The sequence below is a fragment of the Bacillus sp. ISL-18 genome (assembly GCF_018613415.1).
Lineage (GTDB): Bacteria > Bacillota > Bacilli > Bacillales > Cytobacillaceae > Neobacillus.
Window position 1 is genome coordinate 204,028 of sequence record NZ_JAGGQG010000002.1, and the last position, 14,751, is coordinate 218,778.

The window sequence follows — 14,751 nt, forward strand, 5'->3', positions numbered from 1 at the left end:
ATATGGCAGACAGGCGCCTTGTTTCGGTATAAAAACGTACTTAGCTCAACTTTAAAAATATCAAGGGGGGAACTGAATGAAGAAAAGAAGTATGTTTTTGCTGGCAGCTTTAATGTTAGTTTTTTCTGCATTTTTAGCAGCTTGCAGCAGCGGTGAAAAAGCTAGTACAAAGCAGAACGACAACAATGGGGTTAAAAATAATGTCTCAGCTGGCAAACCACAGGATGGCGGGACATTAATTTATGCATTAGACTCAGCACCTGAGGGTAAATTCAACTATGCATTCTATGGAAATGCGACAGATCAATATGTGATTGATTTTTTTGATGAAAATTTAATTGATTATGACGAAAACCTGAAGGCACAGCCGCATATAGCTTCTTGGAAAACCACAGATAATAAGGTGTTTGATTTTGAAATCAAAAAAGGGGTTAAGTGGCATAACGGAGACGAATTATCCGTTAAGGATTGGGAATTTGCGTTAAAAGTAATTGCTGATAAGGATTATGATGGTCCTCGTTTTGATAATGTAAGGAATATTGTTGGGGCACAAGACTACCATGATGGAAAGGCCAAGGGAATTTCGGGTATCAAAATCATAGATGATTACCATATCCAAATTACCTTCGATAAGGCACGTGTAAATAACTTAGATAACCTTTGGACCTATCCAATGAACCAAACAGAATTTAAAGGGATCGCTGTAAAAGATATGATGGGCTCTGCACAAGTTCGGACCAAGCCTGTGGGATTAGGACCATTTAAAGTAACGAAAGTAGTCCCAGGGGAATCAATTCAAATGGAGCGATTTGATGATTACTTTGGCGGTAAGCCTCATATTAAAAAAGTAGTCATTAAGGTTATTGATCCATCACTTTCTGTTGGGGAATTAAAAAATGGCACACTTGATATGACCTCATTTCACCCAAGTATTATCGATCAAGTGAAGGCACTGGACAATGTCAATGCCATCACATACCCAGGAGTCAGCTATTATTATGTAGGTTTCCGATTAGGTACTTGGGATGGTGAGAAAAACATCATGAATGACCCTAAATATCAAAATAAGAAACTACGTGAGGCCATGTATTATGCCATTAATCGTGAAGAATGGGTAAAAGCTTTCTTTTATGGGGTTGGTAAGCCAGTAAACCGTCCTGTTCCAACAAATCACTGGATTGCAGCAAATAACAAAGATCTAGAGCAATACAAATATAATCCAGAAAAAGCAAAAAAACTATTAGATGAAGCAGGCTATAAGGATATAGACGGGGATGGTTTCCGTGAAGATCCAAAAGGGAAGAAGTTCGTCGTAAACTTCAGCCACTATGCAACACAAAACCCAACATTCGAATCACGTGCCAAAGCATTGACTCAATACTGGGAGGCAGTCGGCTTAAAGTCCAAATTAACGATGACAGACGTCAATCTTTATTATGAAATGCTGGATAAGGCAGATAAATCGATTGAAGTATTCTTCGGTGGGTGGCAGACTGGATCAGATCCTGACCCAACTCCACTTTGGGGTTCAAAAGCCATGTGGAACTATCCACGCTGGGTAAATGATGAGAGTGATAAGCTTCTAGATCAAGCACTTGATATAAGTGTAGTTGGTACAGATAACAATAAACGAAAAGACATTTATGTCCAATGGCAAAAACTATTCATGAAAGAGCTTCCTGTATTGCCAATTGCAGAGATTGACGAAACAATGGCGGTCTCAAAGCGAGTTCAGAATGTAAAATTCGATGTTTCGGGTATGAATCGGCCTAACGAATGGTGGATCAAGCAATAAATCCGTTGATCATGTCTGCATGACGCGTTTAAAAACGTAAAGTTCAAATAGGGGAGGATAGAAGGAAGTTTCTGTTCCTCCCATTTTTTCTTATAGGCTGCATATATCCATGGATTTAACCTAGTTTATAGACGAGGAGAATGCACATGCTTAAATATGCATTTCGAAGAATTTTGGGCATGATTCCCATGTTATTCCTTATCTCTATTGTCGTATTTACCTTGGCGAAACTTATGCCTGGTGATTCTCTAACAGGAGAAATAGACCCAAGGAATACAAACCCGCAATATATCGCTGAAATGCGTGAAAAATTGGGCTATAATGACCCGATGCCAAAGCAATATACCCGCTGGATTGGGGAGTTTATTCAAGGGGATTTTGGTAAATCAACCCGATTTAAAATTCCAGTCGCAGAGGTAATTTCAGAAAAAATTCCTAATACATTATTACTCGGATTATCCTCGATTCTAATTACCTACCTTTTTGCCTTTTTAATGGGGCTGTATTCAGGCAGGAAGCCTTATACTCTTGGTGACAATATCATTGGTGGATTAAATTATTTAGGATTATCCATTCCTTCCTTTATCGCAGGGGTATTTGCTATTTTCCTTTTTTCTTTTACATTAGGCTGGTTTCCGTCAAATGGATCAGTGGATATCGGTGTGACGGAAGGGACACTTGAATTTTGGCAAAGCCGTATCCATCATGTATTCTTACCAGCAGTCGTTTTAGGTCTATTGAGTACGGCTAGTTATACTCAGTTTTTACGCAATGACATTATTGAAAACAGCCGTAAAGATTTTGTACGGACTGCACGTGCAAAAGGGACACCAGAAAGAAAGATATATAATGTTCATATTTTAAGAAACTCGATTATCCCCCTCATTACCTTTTTAGGCTTTGATTTAGTAGCTATTATCTCGGGTGCGATTATTACCGAAACGATCTTTACTTATCCAGGTCTTGGACAACTATTCTTACAATCTGTTGGAACAAGGGATTATCCTGTCTTAATGACCTTGACCATGATGTTCTCATTTATAACACTAATTGGGAACTTGATTGCTGATATATTGTATGGTGTTGTAGATCCAAGGATTAGGTTAGATTAGGAGGGGAGAACATGGAAGTTATAACAGATTCAAAATTAACGGTCAATCCCCGTGAAAAAAGTTTGTCGCCATGGGCAATTGCTCGGAAAAAGTTTGTAAACAATAAACTCGCGATGATTAGCCTTGCTTTCTTAATTGTGGTAGCAATTGTTTCCTTCTTGGCTCCATATATTACAACCGCGGATGTAACCAAGATTAATATTGGGGAGATGTCATTAGAACCATCGGGTAAGCATTGGCTGGGTACCGATAAGGCTGGCCGTGATGTATTTACGAGGCTGCTATATGGCGGAAGGATATCCTTGTTAGTAGGTTTGAGCTGTACGTTATTTGTTATTGTTATCGGAACGTTGATTGGATCGGCCTCAGGTTATTTTGGCGGAGTCATTGATCGTTTATTAATGAGGTTTACTGATTTTATTTTAAACTTTCCTTTCCTTGTATTTGTCATTGTCTTGAATGCAATTCTTTTTGGAAAAGTGAATGGTTTATGGGTTTTAATCGGTACAATCAGTATTTTAAGCTGGGGGGGAATTGCCCGGATAGTCCGCAGTAAAATCTTGGCTGAAAAAGAAAATGAATATATTGTTGCTGCTGTTTCTATTGGTTGCACACCTGCAACAATTATTATTAAACATCTATTGCCTAATATTTTGTCAACTATTATTGTTCAGGCCACGATTACGTTTGCAACGATGATTGTGGCGGAAACAGGCTTAAGCTTTTTAGGATTTGGAGTTCCACAGGAAATACCCAGCTGGGGGAATATGTTGAATTCAGCAACTGAGCCCGATGTCCTTCAGTTCAAACTCTGGATTTGGGTTCCACCCGCACTAATTATTACGATTACGATTCTATCGATTAATTTTATTGGTGAAGGATTAAAAGATGCCTTCAATCCAAAATCAAAAAGATAAATCTACCAAAGTGAGTGGTAGTTTTTTTATAAAAAGAAAAGTTTCTGTAAAAGCAATTGGAGCAAAATATATAAAAAGGAATAATTTAACTAAGGTCTGCCTATACTGATTGACAAACAGTTTCTTGAAGTGAGGGGTTGTAAAATGTTGTATCTTCATGATGTTTGGGTTAATTGGTTTGAAGGTGAGGAAAATGGATATAATGTTTGCCACTTTCATGAATGGCGGAAGGATGACGGAGTAGAGCTCCTAGATCAAGTACCGCTTATTAAAATTGAACCGCTGTTATTTGGTTATATTGAGAATGATCTATCTGAGTTACCTCAACAGCTTCTCGATGATATTTATCAAAAAGCGTACTTAAGAAAAAACCATGAAAGAATTCAACTCGACTATTGCTTTGTTGTTACGGACGGAACGGGAATATTAGCTGTTGATACAATTGGCTACAATATTCCAATCCGAAAAAGCAGATTAATACCTAGGCAGGAACAGCTCGTGTATGAAATGATAAGCCAGCATGAAGCAAAGCCCTATCATTTTTACGCACAGCCTAAAACAAAGGACTTCCATATACTTTCACCAGATCCCGATTTGATGAGAGGATTAACAAGAAAAGAACGACAGTTAAAACAATTATTATTTATGGCTCTAGACCAATTGTTAACTTCTAATAACGAAGCGGAAGTTCGCTATTGGTATACTGAATGGTGTCCAGAGCAATATTCGACCATTCAAGAAATGAATTTTGAAGAAGCATGGGAACAGTTATTTGAGCAAACAAAATATGGCTGGTCAAGTCGTCACGAAACATTCTGTGAAAATTTAATAAAAGGGCAGCCCTTCTTTGAAAAACTTTGGGAGATGGAGCATGGTCCAAGAGTAAATTAAAAGCCTGATCCAAAAGGTATGTCAACCATACCTTTTGGACAGGCTTTTATCATTTTTCAAATTATTAAATGTCAGCTTTTAAAAATTCCCAGCGCAAGGCGCCGCTAAACAGGGCGCTTGCGCTTTCTTAAAACTAACGTTTTTTTCTGCCAAGCCCCATTGCTTTTTCCATTTTCTTGAGGGTTTTGCTGGCAACCATGTTTGCCTTTTCAGCTCCGCGGTCTAAAATATCATCAAGTTCACTGGATTCCAACAAATGGTAGTATCTCTCTTGAATTGGTTTTAGAAAATCAACCACTACATCTGCCAAATCGCCTTTGAAATCTCCATAGCCTTTTCCAGTATACATTTCTTCAAGTTCTCCAATTGATTTCCCGCCAAGGATGGAATAAATGGAAAGCAAGTTAGAAACCCCAGGTTTGTTCACTGTATCAAACTTAACAATTCCATCTGAATCCGTGACAGCACTTTTGATCTTCTTCACAATTTGATTTGGCTCATCTAGAGGGGTAATAAATGCCTTTTTATTCGGATCAGACTTACTCATCTTTTTTGTTGGTTCTTGAAGTGACATTATTCGAGCGCCAACCTTTGGCAAGCTGATTTCAGGAATAGTGAGAATATCATTATATTTTTTATTAAACCGTTCAGCTAAGTCACGTGTTAGTTCCAAATGCTGTTTTTGATCTTCACCAACAGGAACAAGATCGGTGTTATATAAAAGGATATCTGCTGCCATTAATGGCGGATAAGTTAACAAGCTCGCCGAAACGGCTTCTTTACCAGATGATTTATCCTTAAATTGCGTCATCCGTTCAAGTTCACCAATATAGGAAATACACTGCATAATCCAACCTGCCTGTGCATGTGCAGGAACTTCCGATTGGATAAACAAGGTAGCCTTCTCCGGATCGATTCCTACAGCCAGATATAATGCAGCTAAACTGCGGATATTTTTCCTAAGTGTTTGTGGATCCTGTGGAACGGTAATCGCATGCTGGTCCACAATACAAAAGAAACAATTGTACTCGTGCTGTAATTCCACAAATTGTTTCATAGCACCAATATAGTTCCCCAGTGTGATCGTTCCACTTGGTTGAATACCTGAAAAAATTGTCTTCATTAAGATTTCCTCCTAAAAATATATAAAAAAAACCATTCATCCCTAATAAACTATAGGGACGAATGGTTCGCGGTACCACCCTAAATTACTCAAAAAGAGTCACTCAGTATCAAGTCATCTTTATATAGATGCTTTGAAATCCTTTTAACGCAAGGTAAACGTCTGCTCCTACTATTATAAAGAAAATGAAAAAAGGTTCAGGCAGAGGCTCAAAAGTCCATTCCGTATTTTTTCGCGTTTGTTTTCACCGGCCACAAACTCTCTGAATCGAAGGTAAATACGTACTACTCTTTATCAATGCTTTTTGAAAAATATATGCGTTTAGTCACATTATAGCTGAAAGCAATCATTTATTTCAAGTTAGTTAAGTGTAATGGACAATGAGAGCAACAGCCATTAATAGTCCAGTAATAAGCCCATGAAGAAAGAGCGGCTTTCCGTTTAATGTAATTAATTCCGATAATCCAGGAATGTCCTCAAATCTTCTTTTATCTTTCCCACGGGAAAAGAAAAGATTTAGGGACTTTGACATGACATCATAAAAACCGCTATGAATGGTAAAGAGTAATAAAGATAACAAAATGTACCCTGAAGTAACATAAAAAGATATATCGATATAGCTAACTAGAGTGATTTTGTGATGAATAATAAAACATAATATGACAATTATGAATTGCGTAATAGAGAGAATTATAAAATTTTTCTTAACATTAAATTTCAAGAGATGACCTCCAAAAGCTTGATTTAACAAGATAAACTAGGGTACAGTATACAAAAAATTACTGTATAAGTCTAAATTATAACATAGACAATTGTCATGATTACGTAATGAATGTTTCGAAAATGTAAATTAATTTTCAAAAAGTAATGTACAATTTGTTGAAAATATGTATAATAGAGAATGTAGTAATTTTTCAGAATAATAGAAAAGGGAGGTCTACTAGTGAAGAAATCAAAACTCTCACTACTTTTAGTACTATCACTAGTACTTAGCATGTTCTTAGCAGCATGTTCTGGCGGTGGTAAGAAAGACACAAGCTCATCTGATGGAAAAAGCACTGGTAAAACAGAGCAATTAGCAGATAAACAAGAACTTAATGTTTTGGAATCCGCTGAAATTCCTTCAATGGACAGTGTAATGTCTCAAGACACATTAAGCTTTACAACACTTAATGCTACAAACGAAGGTCTATATCGTTTGGATCCAGATCAAAAAGTTATTCCTGGTGTTGCTGACGGCATGCCAACTTATAATGATGACAAAACTGTTATCACGATCAAATTGAAAAAAGATATTAAATGGTCAAACGGTGACCCTGTTACCGCTAATGACTTCGTATTTGCATGGAGACGTGCAATCAATCCTAAAGTAGCTGCTCCATACGGCGCATACTTCATGGAAGGTAAAATCAAAAATGCTTCTGAAATCGTAGCTGGCAAAGCTAAGCTTGAAGATTTAGGGATTAAAGCATTAGATGATAATACAGTTGAAATCACGCTAGTAAGAGCTCTTCCATACATCGAATCATACTTAACATTCCCATTATTCTACCCACAAAATGAAAAGTATGTTACAGCACAAGGCGCTAATTATGCAAAAGATGCTGCTCACATTCTTTACAATGGTCCATTCAAAATGACTAAGTGGGATGGCCCTACAGGAACTGAATGGGTATTAGAAAAAAATGCAGATTACTGGGATGCAAAAGAAGTTACTCTAAAAAAGATCAACTTCAACGTTTCTAAAGATCCACAAGCTTCCGCAAACGCATATACTGCTGGCGAAGCTGATATTACACCAAAATTAGCTCAAGCTGCAATCCTTTCTCAATTTGAAGGAGCAGATGACTTACTTCGTTACCAAGAGCCATCTATCTGGTGGTTAAAAATGAACGAAAAGAACCCAGCATTGAAAAATGTTAACATCCGTAAAGCTATCGCACTTTCTGTTGATAAAAAAGCGTTAGTTGATGATGTATTAGCAAATGGTTCAATCTCTGCTGACTTCCTAGTTCCAAAAGGTTTCGCTTTCTTAGATGGTAAAGATTTCCGAGATACTGCTGGAACTTACCTGAAATCTGATAAAGAGAAAGCAGCAGAACTTTGGAAAAAAGGACTTGCTGAAACTGGTCTGAAAGAAGTAAACTTTACGTATGTTGGTCAAGACACTGAAACTTCAAAAGTTACTGATGCTTACATCAAAGACCAATTAGAAAAGAATCTACCAGGATTAAAGATTACCATTGAGGCTGTACCATTTAAAATTCGTATCGCACGTGAAGATGCTGAAGATTATGATTTATTAATGGGTGGTTGGGGACCAGACTATGCTGACCCAATGACATACATGGATCTATGGGTCACTGGCGGAGGCCAAAACCATATGAGCTATAGCAACCCTGAATTTGATAAATTAATCAAAGCAGCTAACGAAGATCTTGTTGCTAAGCCACAAGAACGCTGGAAAGCACTTCAAGATGCTGAGAAAATCTTGTTAGAAGATGATGCTGCAATTGCACCGCTTTACCAACGTTCTGTTAACCTCTTGATCAATCCAAAGGTTAAAGGCTTTGCACACCATGCATTCGGTCCTGACTATAGTTACCAGTGGATTAAAATCACAAAATAGTAGCTATAACTAATCAAATATGAAGAGAGTATATTTTCCCAATATACTCTCTTTTTACCTGTACGAGAATTGTCGTAATACGTCGAAAATTTAATCAATTAGGAGGTGTAGGCATGGTCAAATATATACTAAAACGTGTTGGCTATATGATTATTACACTTTTTGTCGTTACATCGCTTACCTTTTTCCTCATGAAGCTAATTCCTGGTAGTCCTTTTAATAACTTCGAAAAGCTTACTGAAGTTCAGCGTAATATCTTACTGGATAAATATGGCTTGAACGACCCCGTGCCTGTTCAATATTATAACTATATGGTGAACTTGGTAAAAGGGGATTTAGGAGTTTCCTTCCAATTTGATAATACCCCTGTAACAGAACTTATTGGTAACCGACTTGGACCTTCTGCTCAATTAGGTTTGCAAGCTATGATTGTAGGTTCCATTTTAGGTATCCTATTAGGAGTGTTAGCTGCTCTAAAACAAAATACCTGGATTGACTATGGTTCTACTTTTATTGCAGTAGTAGGTAAGTCTATTCCATCCTTTATTTTTGCTGGTTTATTACAATACTATGTTTCAGTTAAATTAGGTTGGCTTCCAGTAATGTTATGGAAAGGGCCGGAGTATACGATCCTTCCCACAATCGCACTCGCCATGTTCCCAATTTCGATTGCAGCACGTTTTATGCGAACGGAAATGGTGGAGGTTTTAGGGTCAGATTTTATTACTTTGGCGAGAGCTAAAGGGGCAAGCCGCTGGCAAATTAGCTTTAAGCATGCCTTAAGAAATGCTTTAATTCCTGTTGTAACGGTCTTGGGACCATTAGCTGTCAGCTTAATGACCGGTTCACTTGTCATTGAGCAAATTTTTGGGATACCAGGTATCGGTGAGCAGTTTGTTAAATCAATTAATATGAATGATTACCCCGTAATTATGGGAACTAACATTTTATTTGCGGTACTATTTATCGTCGTGATCTTGATTGTTGATATTCTTTATGGAATCATCGACCCACGTATTCGTGTATCGGGGGGGAAAACTAAATGAGCAACAAAGACATAACAATTTCAAAGGATATGTTTGCTCCTGCCCACATTGATCCATCAAAAAGTGAAAAAATTGCAAAACCAAGTTTAAACTTCTGGCAGGATTCATGGCTAAGGGTCCGGAAGAATAAAGGTGCAGTAGTCAGTATGATCATCCTAGTAATTATGATTATCATGGCATTCGTTGGCCCTATGATTACGCCTTATGCCTATGACACGCAAAACACTAAACATAATAATTTACCGCCGCGTATACAAGGATTAGAAAATGTTCACTGGCTTCCATTTGATGGTACCTTGACTAGAAGAGATGGCACTGAATATAACGCCTATGAAGTACGTAAAGTAGATGCCTATTATTGGTTTGGCACCGATGGCTTAGGCCGTGACCAATTTGCACGTGTATGGAAAGGTACACAAGTATCTCTATTTATCGCCTTTATGGCTGCGTTAATTGATATGGTTATTGGGGTTGCCTATGGAGCCATATCCGGTTATTTGGGCGGCCGGACGGATAGTGTAATGCAGAGGATCATCGAGGTTATCGTCGGTATTCCGAACCTGATTGTCGTTGTTTTGATGATTCTCGTGTTAAAACCCGGAATTATCCCAATTATTATCGCCTTAACCATTACGGGATGGACGAGTATGGCTCGTGTAGTACGTGCGCAAGTATTAAAATTTAAGGGCCAAGAATTTGTATTGGCAGCTAAAACCTTAGGTGCTTCAAATTCATCTATTATTTTTAAACATATGATTCCAAATATGTTTGGTGTCATTATTATTAATACGATGTTTTCCATCCCGAATGCTATTTTCTTTGAGGCATTTCTAAGTTTTATCGGGCTGGGATTACAAGAACCACATGCATCTTTAGGAACATTAGTAAATTCAGGATTTAAATCAATGATCGCTTTTCCATATCAAATGATTATTCCTTCCATTATGATTGCGATAATCATGGTATGCTTCAACCTTGTTGCGGACGGATTGCGTGATGCATTGGATCCAAAAATGCGTGATTAGAAGGCAGGTGGATGTAAATGGAAAAAATTTTAGAGGTAAAGGATTTAAATATATCATTTCATACCTTTTCGGGTGAAGTTAAAGCTATTCGTGGTGTAAGTTTTGATTTATATAATGGAGAAACTCTGGCCATTGTGGGTGAGTCAGGTTCAGGAAAATCGGTCACAACCAAATCAATCATGCGTTTACTTCCTGAACATAATTCTGAAATAAAAGGCGGCCAGATTCTTTTCGAAGGCAAAGATTTAACAAAATTAAAAGATAAAGAAATGCAAAAGATTCGTGGAAAAGATATTTCGATGATTTTCCAGGATCCAATGACATCCTTAAATCCAACAATGAAAATTGGCAACCAGATTATGGAGCCACTTATAAAGCACCAAAATATGAGCAGGCATGCTGCAAGAGAAAGAGCAGTCGATCTATTAAAGCTTGTTGGTATTCCAAAACCTGAAATTCGTGTAGACCAATATCCGCATCAATTTTCAGGCGGTATGAGACAAAGGGTGGTAATTGCCATTGCATTGGCTTGTAATCCTAAGGTTCTTATTGCAGACGAACCTACAACTGCTCTTGATGTTACCATTCAAGCACAGATTTTAGAATTGATGAAGGACTTACAGAAGAAGATTGATACATCTATTATTTTTATTACGCATGACTTAGGTGTGGTTGCAAATGTGGCTGATCGCGTTGCGGTAATGTATGGCGGAAAAATTGTTGAAATCGGCACGGCGGATGAAATTTTCTATAATCCGCAGCATCCTTATACATGGGGATTGATTAGTTCAATGCCGGATATGGATACAGATGATGAAGAATTATTCTCAATTCCTGGTACACCGCCGGATCTATTGGACCCGCCTAAAGGTGATGCATTTGCACCAAGAAACCCTTATGTAATGAAAATTGACTTGGAGCAGGAGCCTCCATTCTTTAAAGTATCCGATACCCATTATGCTGCAACATGGTTATTACACCCGGATGCTCCAAAGGTTGAGCCCCCTGAAGCCGTTAAGAGACGCCAAAATCAGTATGTAGGCACGAATGGTGCAAGTAAATTCCCTGGTTCAAAGGAGGGGAAATAAAATGGCACAGAGAGAGAAACTACTTGAAATTAAAAACTTACAGCAATATTTTAACCCAGGTAAGCCAAATGAAGTAAGGGCAGTTGACAATGTCAGCTTTGATATCTTTAAAGGCGAGGTAATGGGGCTTGTAGGTGAATCTGGCTGCGGTAAATCCACAACAGGCAGAACGATTATTCGATTATATGATGCTACAGGTGGAGAAGTATTATATGATGGTGTTAATGTGCATGGGAAAAAGTCCAAGAAGCAATTAAAAGAATTTAATCGTAAGATGCAAATGATTTTTCAGGATCCCTATGCTTCTTTAAATCCGAGGTTGAAAATTGCAGATGTTATTGCTGAGGGCATTGATATTCATGGATTGGCAAAAAACAAGGAAGAGCGATTGAATCGGGTTTATGAGCTTCTTGAGACGGTCGGTTTGAATAGAGAGCACGCCAATCGCTATCCACATGAATTTAGCGGCGGACAGCGTCAACGGATTGGGATTGCCCGTGCTCTTGCAGTTGAGCCCGAATTCATTATTGCGGATGAACCGATTTCTGCATTGGACGTTTCCATTCAAGCGCAGGTAGTTAACTTAATGAAAAAGCTTCAGAAAGAAAAAGGATTGACCTATCTGTTTATTGCGCATGATTTATCTATGGTTAAATATATAAGTGACCGAATTGGTGTAATGTATTTTGGTAAAATGGTCGAGCTTGCACCAGCTGATGAACTTTATAAAAATCCACTACACCCTTATACACAGTCACTATTATCTGCTATTCCTGCTCCAGATCCAATAAGCGAGAGAACAAGAAAGCGGAGACCTTATGATCCAGCATCTCACAATTATGCTGACAATGAAGCTCTTGAATTTAGAGAAGTCACTCCTGGGCACTTTGTTCTTTGTTCAGAAAAAGAGTTCAAACAATATCAAGCAATTTCTAATAAGTAAAAAAAAACGATCTCGATTTTTATTGAGATCGTTTTTTCTCGAGAATGGATTAGTGTTTTTTGCCCCCCACCATTTTCCAGCCATTTCGATATTTAGCACTTTCATCTGTAAATTCAGTTCTACGTTTACCGCCAAATATTTTTTCCCCAATACCGTTCGTTATCACACCCATGAAAGCTGTAATTCCAATAATTAATAATGAAACAATCATCAAATCTTTTATGTAATCACCCAACATGAATCCCTCCAAAATAGCTAATTAGACTAAATAAAAGTAAGGAAAAATCACTTCTCTTCTTTATTGTAAAAGAACTCGTAATTTATTGAAAGAAAAATATAAGAAATTCACCAAAAGATGAATGCGTTTTCATTTAAATTCGTTTAATTGAGAAAAAAGTTAAGAGTAAATTAAGCATGGAGTTATAAAATTAAGACAGTAAAAGGCTTGTTGAATTAATAATGTATAGTACCCACAAAGAGATGATGCAAATTACGAACAATATAATATTGAAAGTAAGATTTATTCTAATTTACAAGCAAATGTACTTAAAAAATATGAAACTTTTTGGTTTATTAATCGTCTAATATCATGTAACCAAAGAAATAGAACGTTTTTTCTGTCGATATAATTTTTTTAAAAGGGATACCTTTTTTGGAAACAGTGGTGTATAATTTATGATAGAAATTACTTATTTATAATTATTTTAATTACGAAAAGGGTTTCTTCCACAATAATAATGGGTACAAGACTATATAAGATTACAATTATGTAAATTAAAGAGGAGTGTGAAGAACAGATGGTAACACTATACACTTCACCAAGTTGTACATCATGTAGAAAAGCAAAATCATGGTTAGAAGAGCATGAAATTCCATACACTGAAAGAAATATCTTCTCAGAGCCCCTATCCATGGAGGAGATTAAAGAAATTTTACGAATGACTGAGGATGGCACCGATGAAATCATTTCAACCAGATCGAAAACCTTCCAAAAATTAGATGTAAACTTAGACACCATGCCATTGCAGGATTTATTTAAATTAATAAAAGAAAATCCTGGATTATTGCGTCGACCAATTATCATTGATGAAAAACGTTTACAAGTCGGTTACAATGAAGATGAAATTAGACGTTTCTTACCTAGAAGGGTTAGAACCTTTCAATTACGTGAAGCACAAAAAATGGTTAACTAATTAATGAGACCTTCTTGATGGAGGTCTCTTTTGTATAACCAATAAATTTGTATAATATCAATCATTTTGCTATTATAAAAGGAATATCCTATATTAATCATTAGGCAAAAACACGGTTTTTAAGATTTTATTGTTTTTTATTTCCCATATCAGAACTTTTATCATAAAATGAAAGTACAAGAGTATTTCCTTTTTAGATGTAAATCATAATAGTATTATCTGCTTGGGGGTATTTAGTCCCTTCAATATGGAAACGGAAGGGAGAGGTTTTGATGGAGATTGAACGAATCGATGAATATACTGTGAAGTTCTACATTTCCTATGGTGATATTGAGGAGAGAGGCTTTGACCGTGAGGAAATCTGGTACAATCGGGAACGCAGTGAGGAACTCTTTTGGGAAATGATGGATGAAGTTCATGGTGAGGAAGATTTTGTCGTTGAAGGCCCACTATGGATCCAAGTCCAAGCGCTTGATAAAGGGTTAGAGGTTCTTGTTACTAAGGCTCAACTTTCAAAAGACGGACAAAAGTTTGAACTCCCTATCCCTAATGAAAAAATGAAGGACATTCCCGGTGATGACAAAATTGAAGAGATCTTAGATCAGCATTTTAGCCCTATTCATACCGATGAAGAAGACTTAATGCTTGAGGAAGAGTCTTTGGAATTTCTCCTAGCCTTTAAGGATTTTGAGGATATTATTAGCCTATCGAATCGGGAAGGTTTAGATAATTTAGATACGAAGCTTTATCACTTTGAAGGAAAATATTATTTATATACAGAATTTCCGGAAGATTTATATGAAGAAGATGAAATTGATGATATCCTAAGTATTTTACTGGAATATGGTTATGAAACACAATTAACCATTCATCGGATTCAGGAATATGGAAAAGAGATTATGGCGAAAGATGTTTTCGCGGAAGTACGTAAATATTTCAGCTAATAATTATACCGATTTCACATTTGAAATCGGTCTTTTTATCATTAT

14 protein-coding genes and 1 other annotated feature are annotated in these 14,751 nt (G+C 37.0%); of the genes, 11 read left to right on the forward strand and 3 right to left on the reverse strand.

The features are described from left to right. Positions 1–76: 76 nt before the first annotated feature. From opp4A to J7E81_RS01195, 4 genes are all read left to right on the forward strand, one after another. On the forward strand, positions 77–1,795 hold the full coding sequence (gene opp4A / locus J7E81_RS01180) for an oligopeptide ABC transporter substrate-binding protein (RefSeq protein WP_215040226.1): 1,719 nt from the start codon (positions 77–79) through the stop codon (positions 1,793–1,795). Between the two features lie 146 nt (positions 1,796–1,941). Next, positions 1,942–2,907: an oligopeptide ABC transporter permease gene (opp4B, locus tag J7E81_RS01185; protein ID WP_215040228.1), complete on the forward strand. Its 966-nt coding sequence runs from the start codon at positions 1,942–1,944 to the stop codon at positions 2,905–2,907. Between the two features lie 11 nt (positions 2,908–2,918). Further along, positions 2,919–3,824, forward strand: a complete 906-nt coding sequence (gene opp4C / locus J7E81_RS01190) for an oligopeptide ABC transporter permease (RefSeq protein ID WP_215040230.1) — start codon at positions 2,919–2,921, stop codon at positions 3,822–3,824. 144 nt (positions 3,825–3,968) lie between these two features. Then, entirely contained in the window at positions 3,969–4,715 is a 747-nt protein-coding gene (locus J7E81_RS01195; RefSeq protein WP_215040232.1) for a YjbA family protein, read from the forward strand. Between the two features lie 133 nt (positions 4,716–4,848). On the opposite strand, the gene trpS is transcribed toward J7E81_RS01195, so the two are convergent. Together trpS and J7E81_RS01205 are read right to left on the reverse strand one after the other, a co-directional pair. Then, on the reverse strand, positions 4,849–5,838 hold the full coding sequence (trpS, locus tag J7E81_RS01200; RefSeq protein WP_215040234.1) for a tryptophan--tRNA ligase: 990 nt from the start codon (positions 5,836–5,838) through the stop codon (positions 4,849–4,851). A 51-nt stretch (positions 5,839–5,889) separates the two neighbouring features. Beyond that, positions 5,890–6,145, reverse strand: a binding site (T-box leader). Between the two features lie 57 nt (positions 6,146–6,202). Beyond that, positions 6,203–6,559 carry a hypothetical protein gene (locus J7E81_RS01205; RefSeq protein WP_215040236.1) on the reverse strand — a complete coding sequence of 119 codons (357 nt, stop codon included), beginning with the start codon at positions 6,557–6,559 and terminating at the stop codon, positions 6,203–6,205. A 222-nt stretch (positions 6,560–6,781) separates the two neighbouring features. On the opposite strand from J7E81_RS01205, the gene J7E81_RS01210 reads away from it, so the two are divergent. From J7E81_RS01210 to J7E81_RS01230, 5 genes are all read left to right on the forward strand, one after another. After that, positions 6,782–8,467 (forward strand): peptide ABC transporter substrate-binding protein, encoded by a 1,686-nt coding sequence (locus J7E81_RS01210; RefSeq protein ID WP_215040238.1) that lies wholly within the window; start codon positions 6,782–6,784, stop codon positions 8,465–8,467. A 113-nt stretch (positions 8,468–8,580) separates the two neighbouring features. Beyond that, the gene (gene opp3b, locus J7E81_RS01215) at positions 8,581–9,513 is read left to right on the forward strand and encodes an oligopeptide ABC transporter permease (RefSeq protein WP_215040239.1); all 933 of its coding nucleotides are present in this window, start codon (positions 8,581–8,583) and stop codon (positions 9,511–9,513) included. Next, a complete protein-coding gene (opp3C, locus tag J7E81_RS01220; protein ID WP_215040240.1) occupies positions 9,510–10,538 on the forward strand; it encodes an oligopeptide ABC transporter permease in 1,029 nt (342 codons plus the stop codon). The genes opp3b and opp3C overlap by 4 nt, the downstream gene beginning before the upstream one ends. Positions 10,539–10,555: 17 nt before the next feature. Further along, positions 10,556–11,626, forward strand: a complete 1,071-nt coding sequence (locus J7E81_RS01225; RefSeq protein ID WP_215040241.1) for an ABC transporter ATP-binding protein — start codon at positions 10,556–10,558, stop codon at positions 11,624–11,626. A 1-nt stretch (position 11,627) separates the two neighbouring features. Further along, positions 11,628–12,569 (forward strand): ABC transporter ATP-binding protein, encoded by a 942-nt coding sequence (locus J7E81_RS01230; RefSeq protein ID WP_215040242.1) that lies wholly within the window; start codon positions 11,628–11,630, stop codon positions 12,567–12,569. A 49-nt stretch (positions 12,570–12,618) separates the two neighbouring features. Here J7E81_RS01230 and J7E81_RS01235 read toward each other — a convergent pair whose 3' ends face one another. Continuing rightward, positions 12,619–12,807 carry a hypothetical protein gene (locus J7E81_RS01235; protein ID WP_215040243.1) on the reverse strand — a complete coding sequence of 63 codons (189 nt, stop codon included), beginning with the start codon at positions 12,805–12,807 and terminating at the stop codon, positions 12,619–12,621. A 559-nt stretch (positions 12,808–13,366) separates the two neighbouring features. Here J7E81_RS01235 and spxA point away from each other — a divergent pair. Then, on the forward strand, positions 13,367–13,762 hold the full coding sequence (gene spxA, locus J7E81_RS01240; RefSeq protein ID WP_205178781.1) for a transcriptional regulator SpxA: 396 nt from the start codon (positions 13,367–13,369) through the stop codon (positions 13,760–13,762). 272 nt (positions 13,763–14,034) lie between these two features. Beyond that, positions 14,035–14,706, forward strand: coding sequence for an adaptor protein MecA (mecA, locus tag J7E81_RS01245; protein ID WP_215040245.1), 672 nt, complete (start codon positions 14,035–14,037; stop codon positions 14,704–14,706). Positions 14,707–14,751: the final 45 nt, after the last annotated feature.

What these genes read in the sequence shown, in the direction of transcription:
- spxA (WP_205178781.1), top strand. Translation starts at nt 13,367, where the DNA reads ATGGTAACACTATACACTTCACCAAGTTGTACATCATGTAGAAAAGCA.
- opp4A (WP_215040226.1), top strand. Translation starts at nt 77, where the DNA reads ATGAAGAAAAGAAGTATGTTTTTGCTGGCAGCTTTAATGTTAGTTTTT.
- J7E81_RS01195 (WP_215040232.1), top strand. Translation starts at nt 3,969, where the DNA reads ATGTTGTATCTTCATGATGTTTGGGTTAATTGGTTTGAAGGTGAGGAA.
- J7E81_RS01225 (WP_215040241.1), top strand. Translation starts at nt 10,556, where the DNA reads ATGGAAAAAATTTTAGAGGTAAAGGATTTAAATATATCATTTCATACC.
- trpS (WP_215040234.1), bottom strand. Translation starts at nt 5,838, where the DNA reads ATGAAGACAATTTTTTCAGGTATTCAACCAAGTGGAACGATCACACTG.
- opp3b (WP_215040239.1), top strand. Translation starts at nt 8,581, where the DNA reads ATGGTCAAATATATACTAAAACGTGTTGGCTATATGATTATTACACTT.
- opp4B (WP_215040228.1), top strand. Translation starts at nt 1,942, where the DNA reads ATGCTTAAATATGCATTTCGAAGAATTTTGGGCATGATTCCCATGTTA.
- opp3C (WP_215040240.1), top strand. Translation starts at nt 9,510, where the DNA reads ATGAGCAACAAAGACATAACAATTTCAAAGGATATGTTTGCTCCTGCC.
- mecA (WP_215040245.1), top strand. Translation starts at nt 14,035, where the DNA reads ATGGAGATTGAACGAATCGATGAATATACTGTGAAGTTCTACATTTCC.
- opp4C (WP_215040230.1), top strand. Translation starts at nt 2,919, where the DNA reads ATGGAAGTTATAACAGATTCAAAATTAACGGTCAATCCCCGTGAAAAA.
- J7E81_RS01230 (WP_215040242.1), top strand. Translation starts at nt 11,628, where the DNA reads ATGGCACAGAGAGAGAAACTACTTGAAATTAAAAACTTACAGCAATAT.
- J7E81_RS01235 (WP_215040243.1), bottom strand. Translation starts at nt 12,807, where the DNA reads ATGTTGGGTGATTACATAAAAGATTTGATGATTGTTTCATTATTAATT.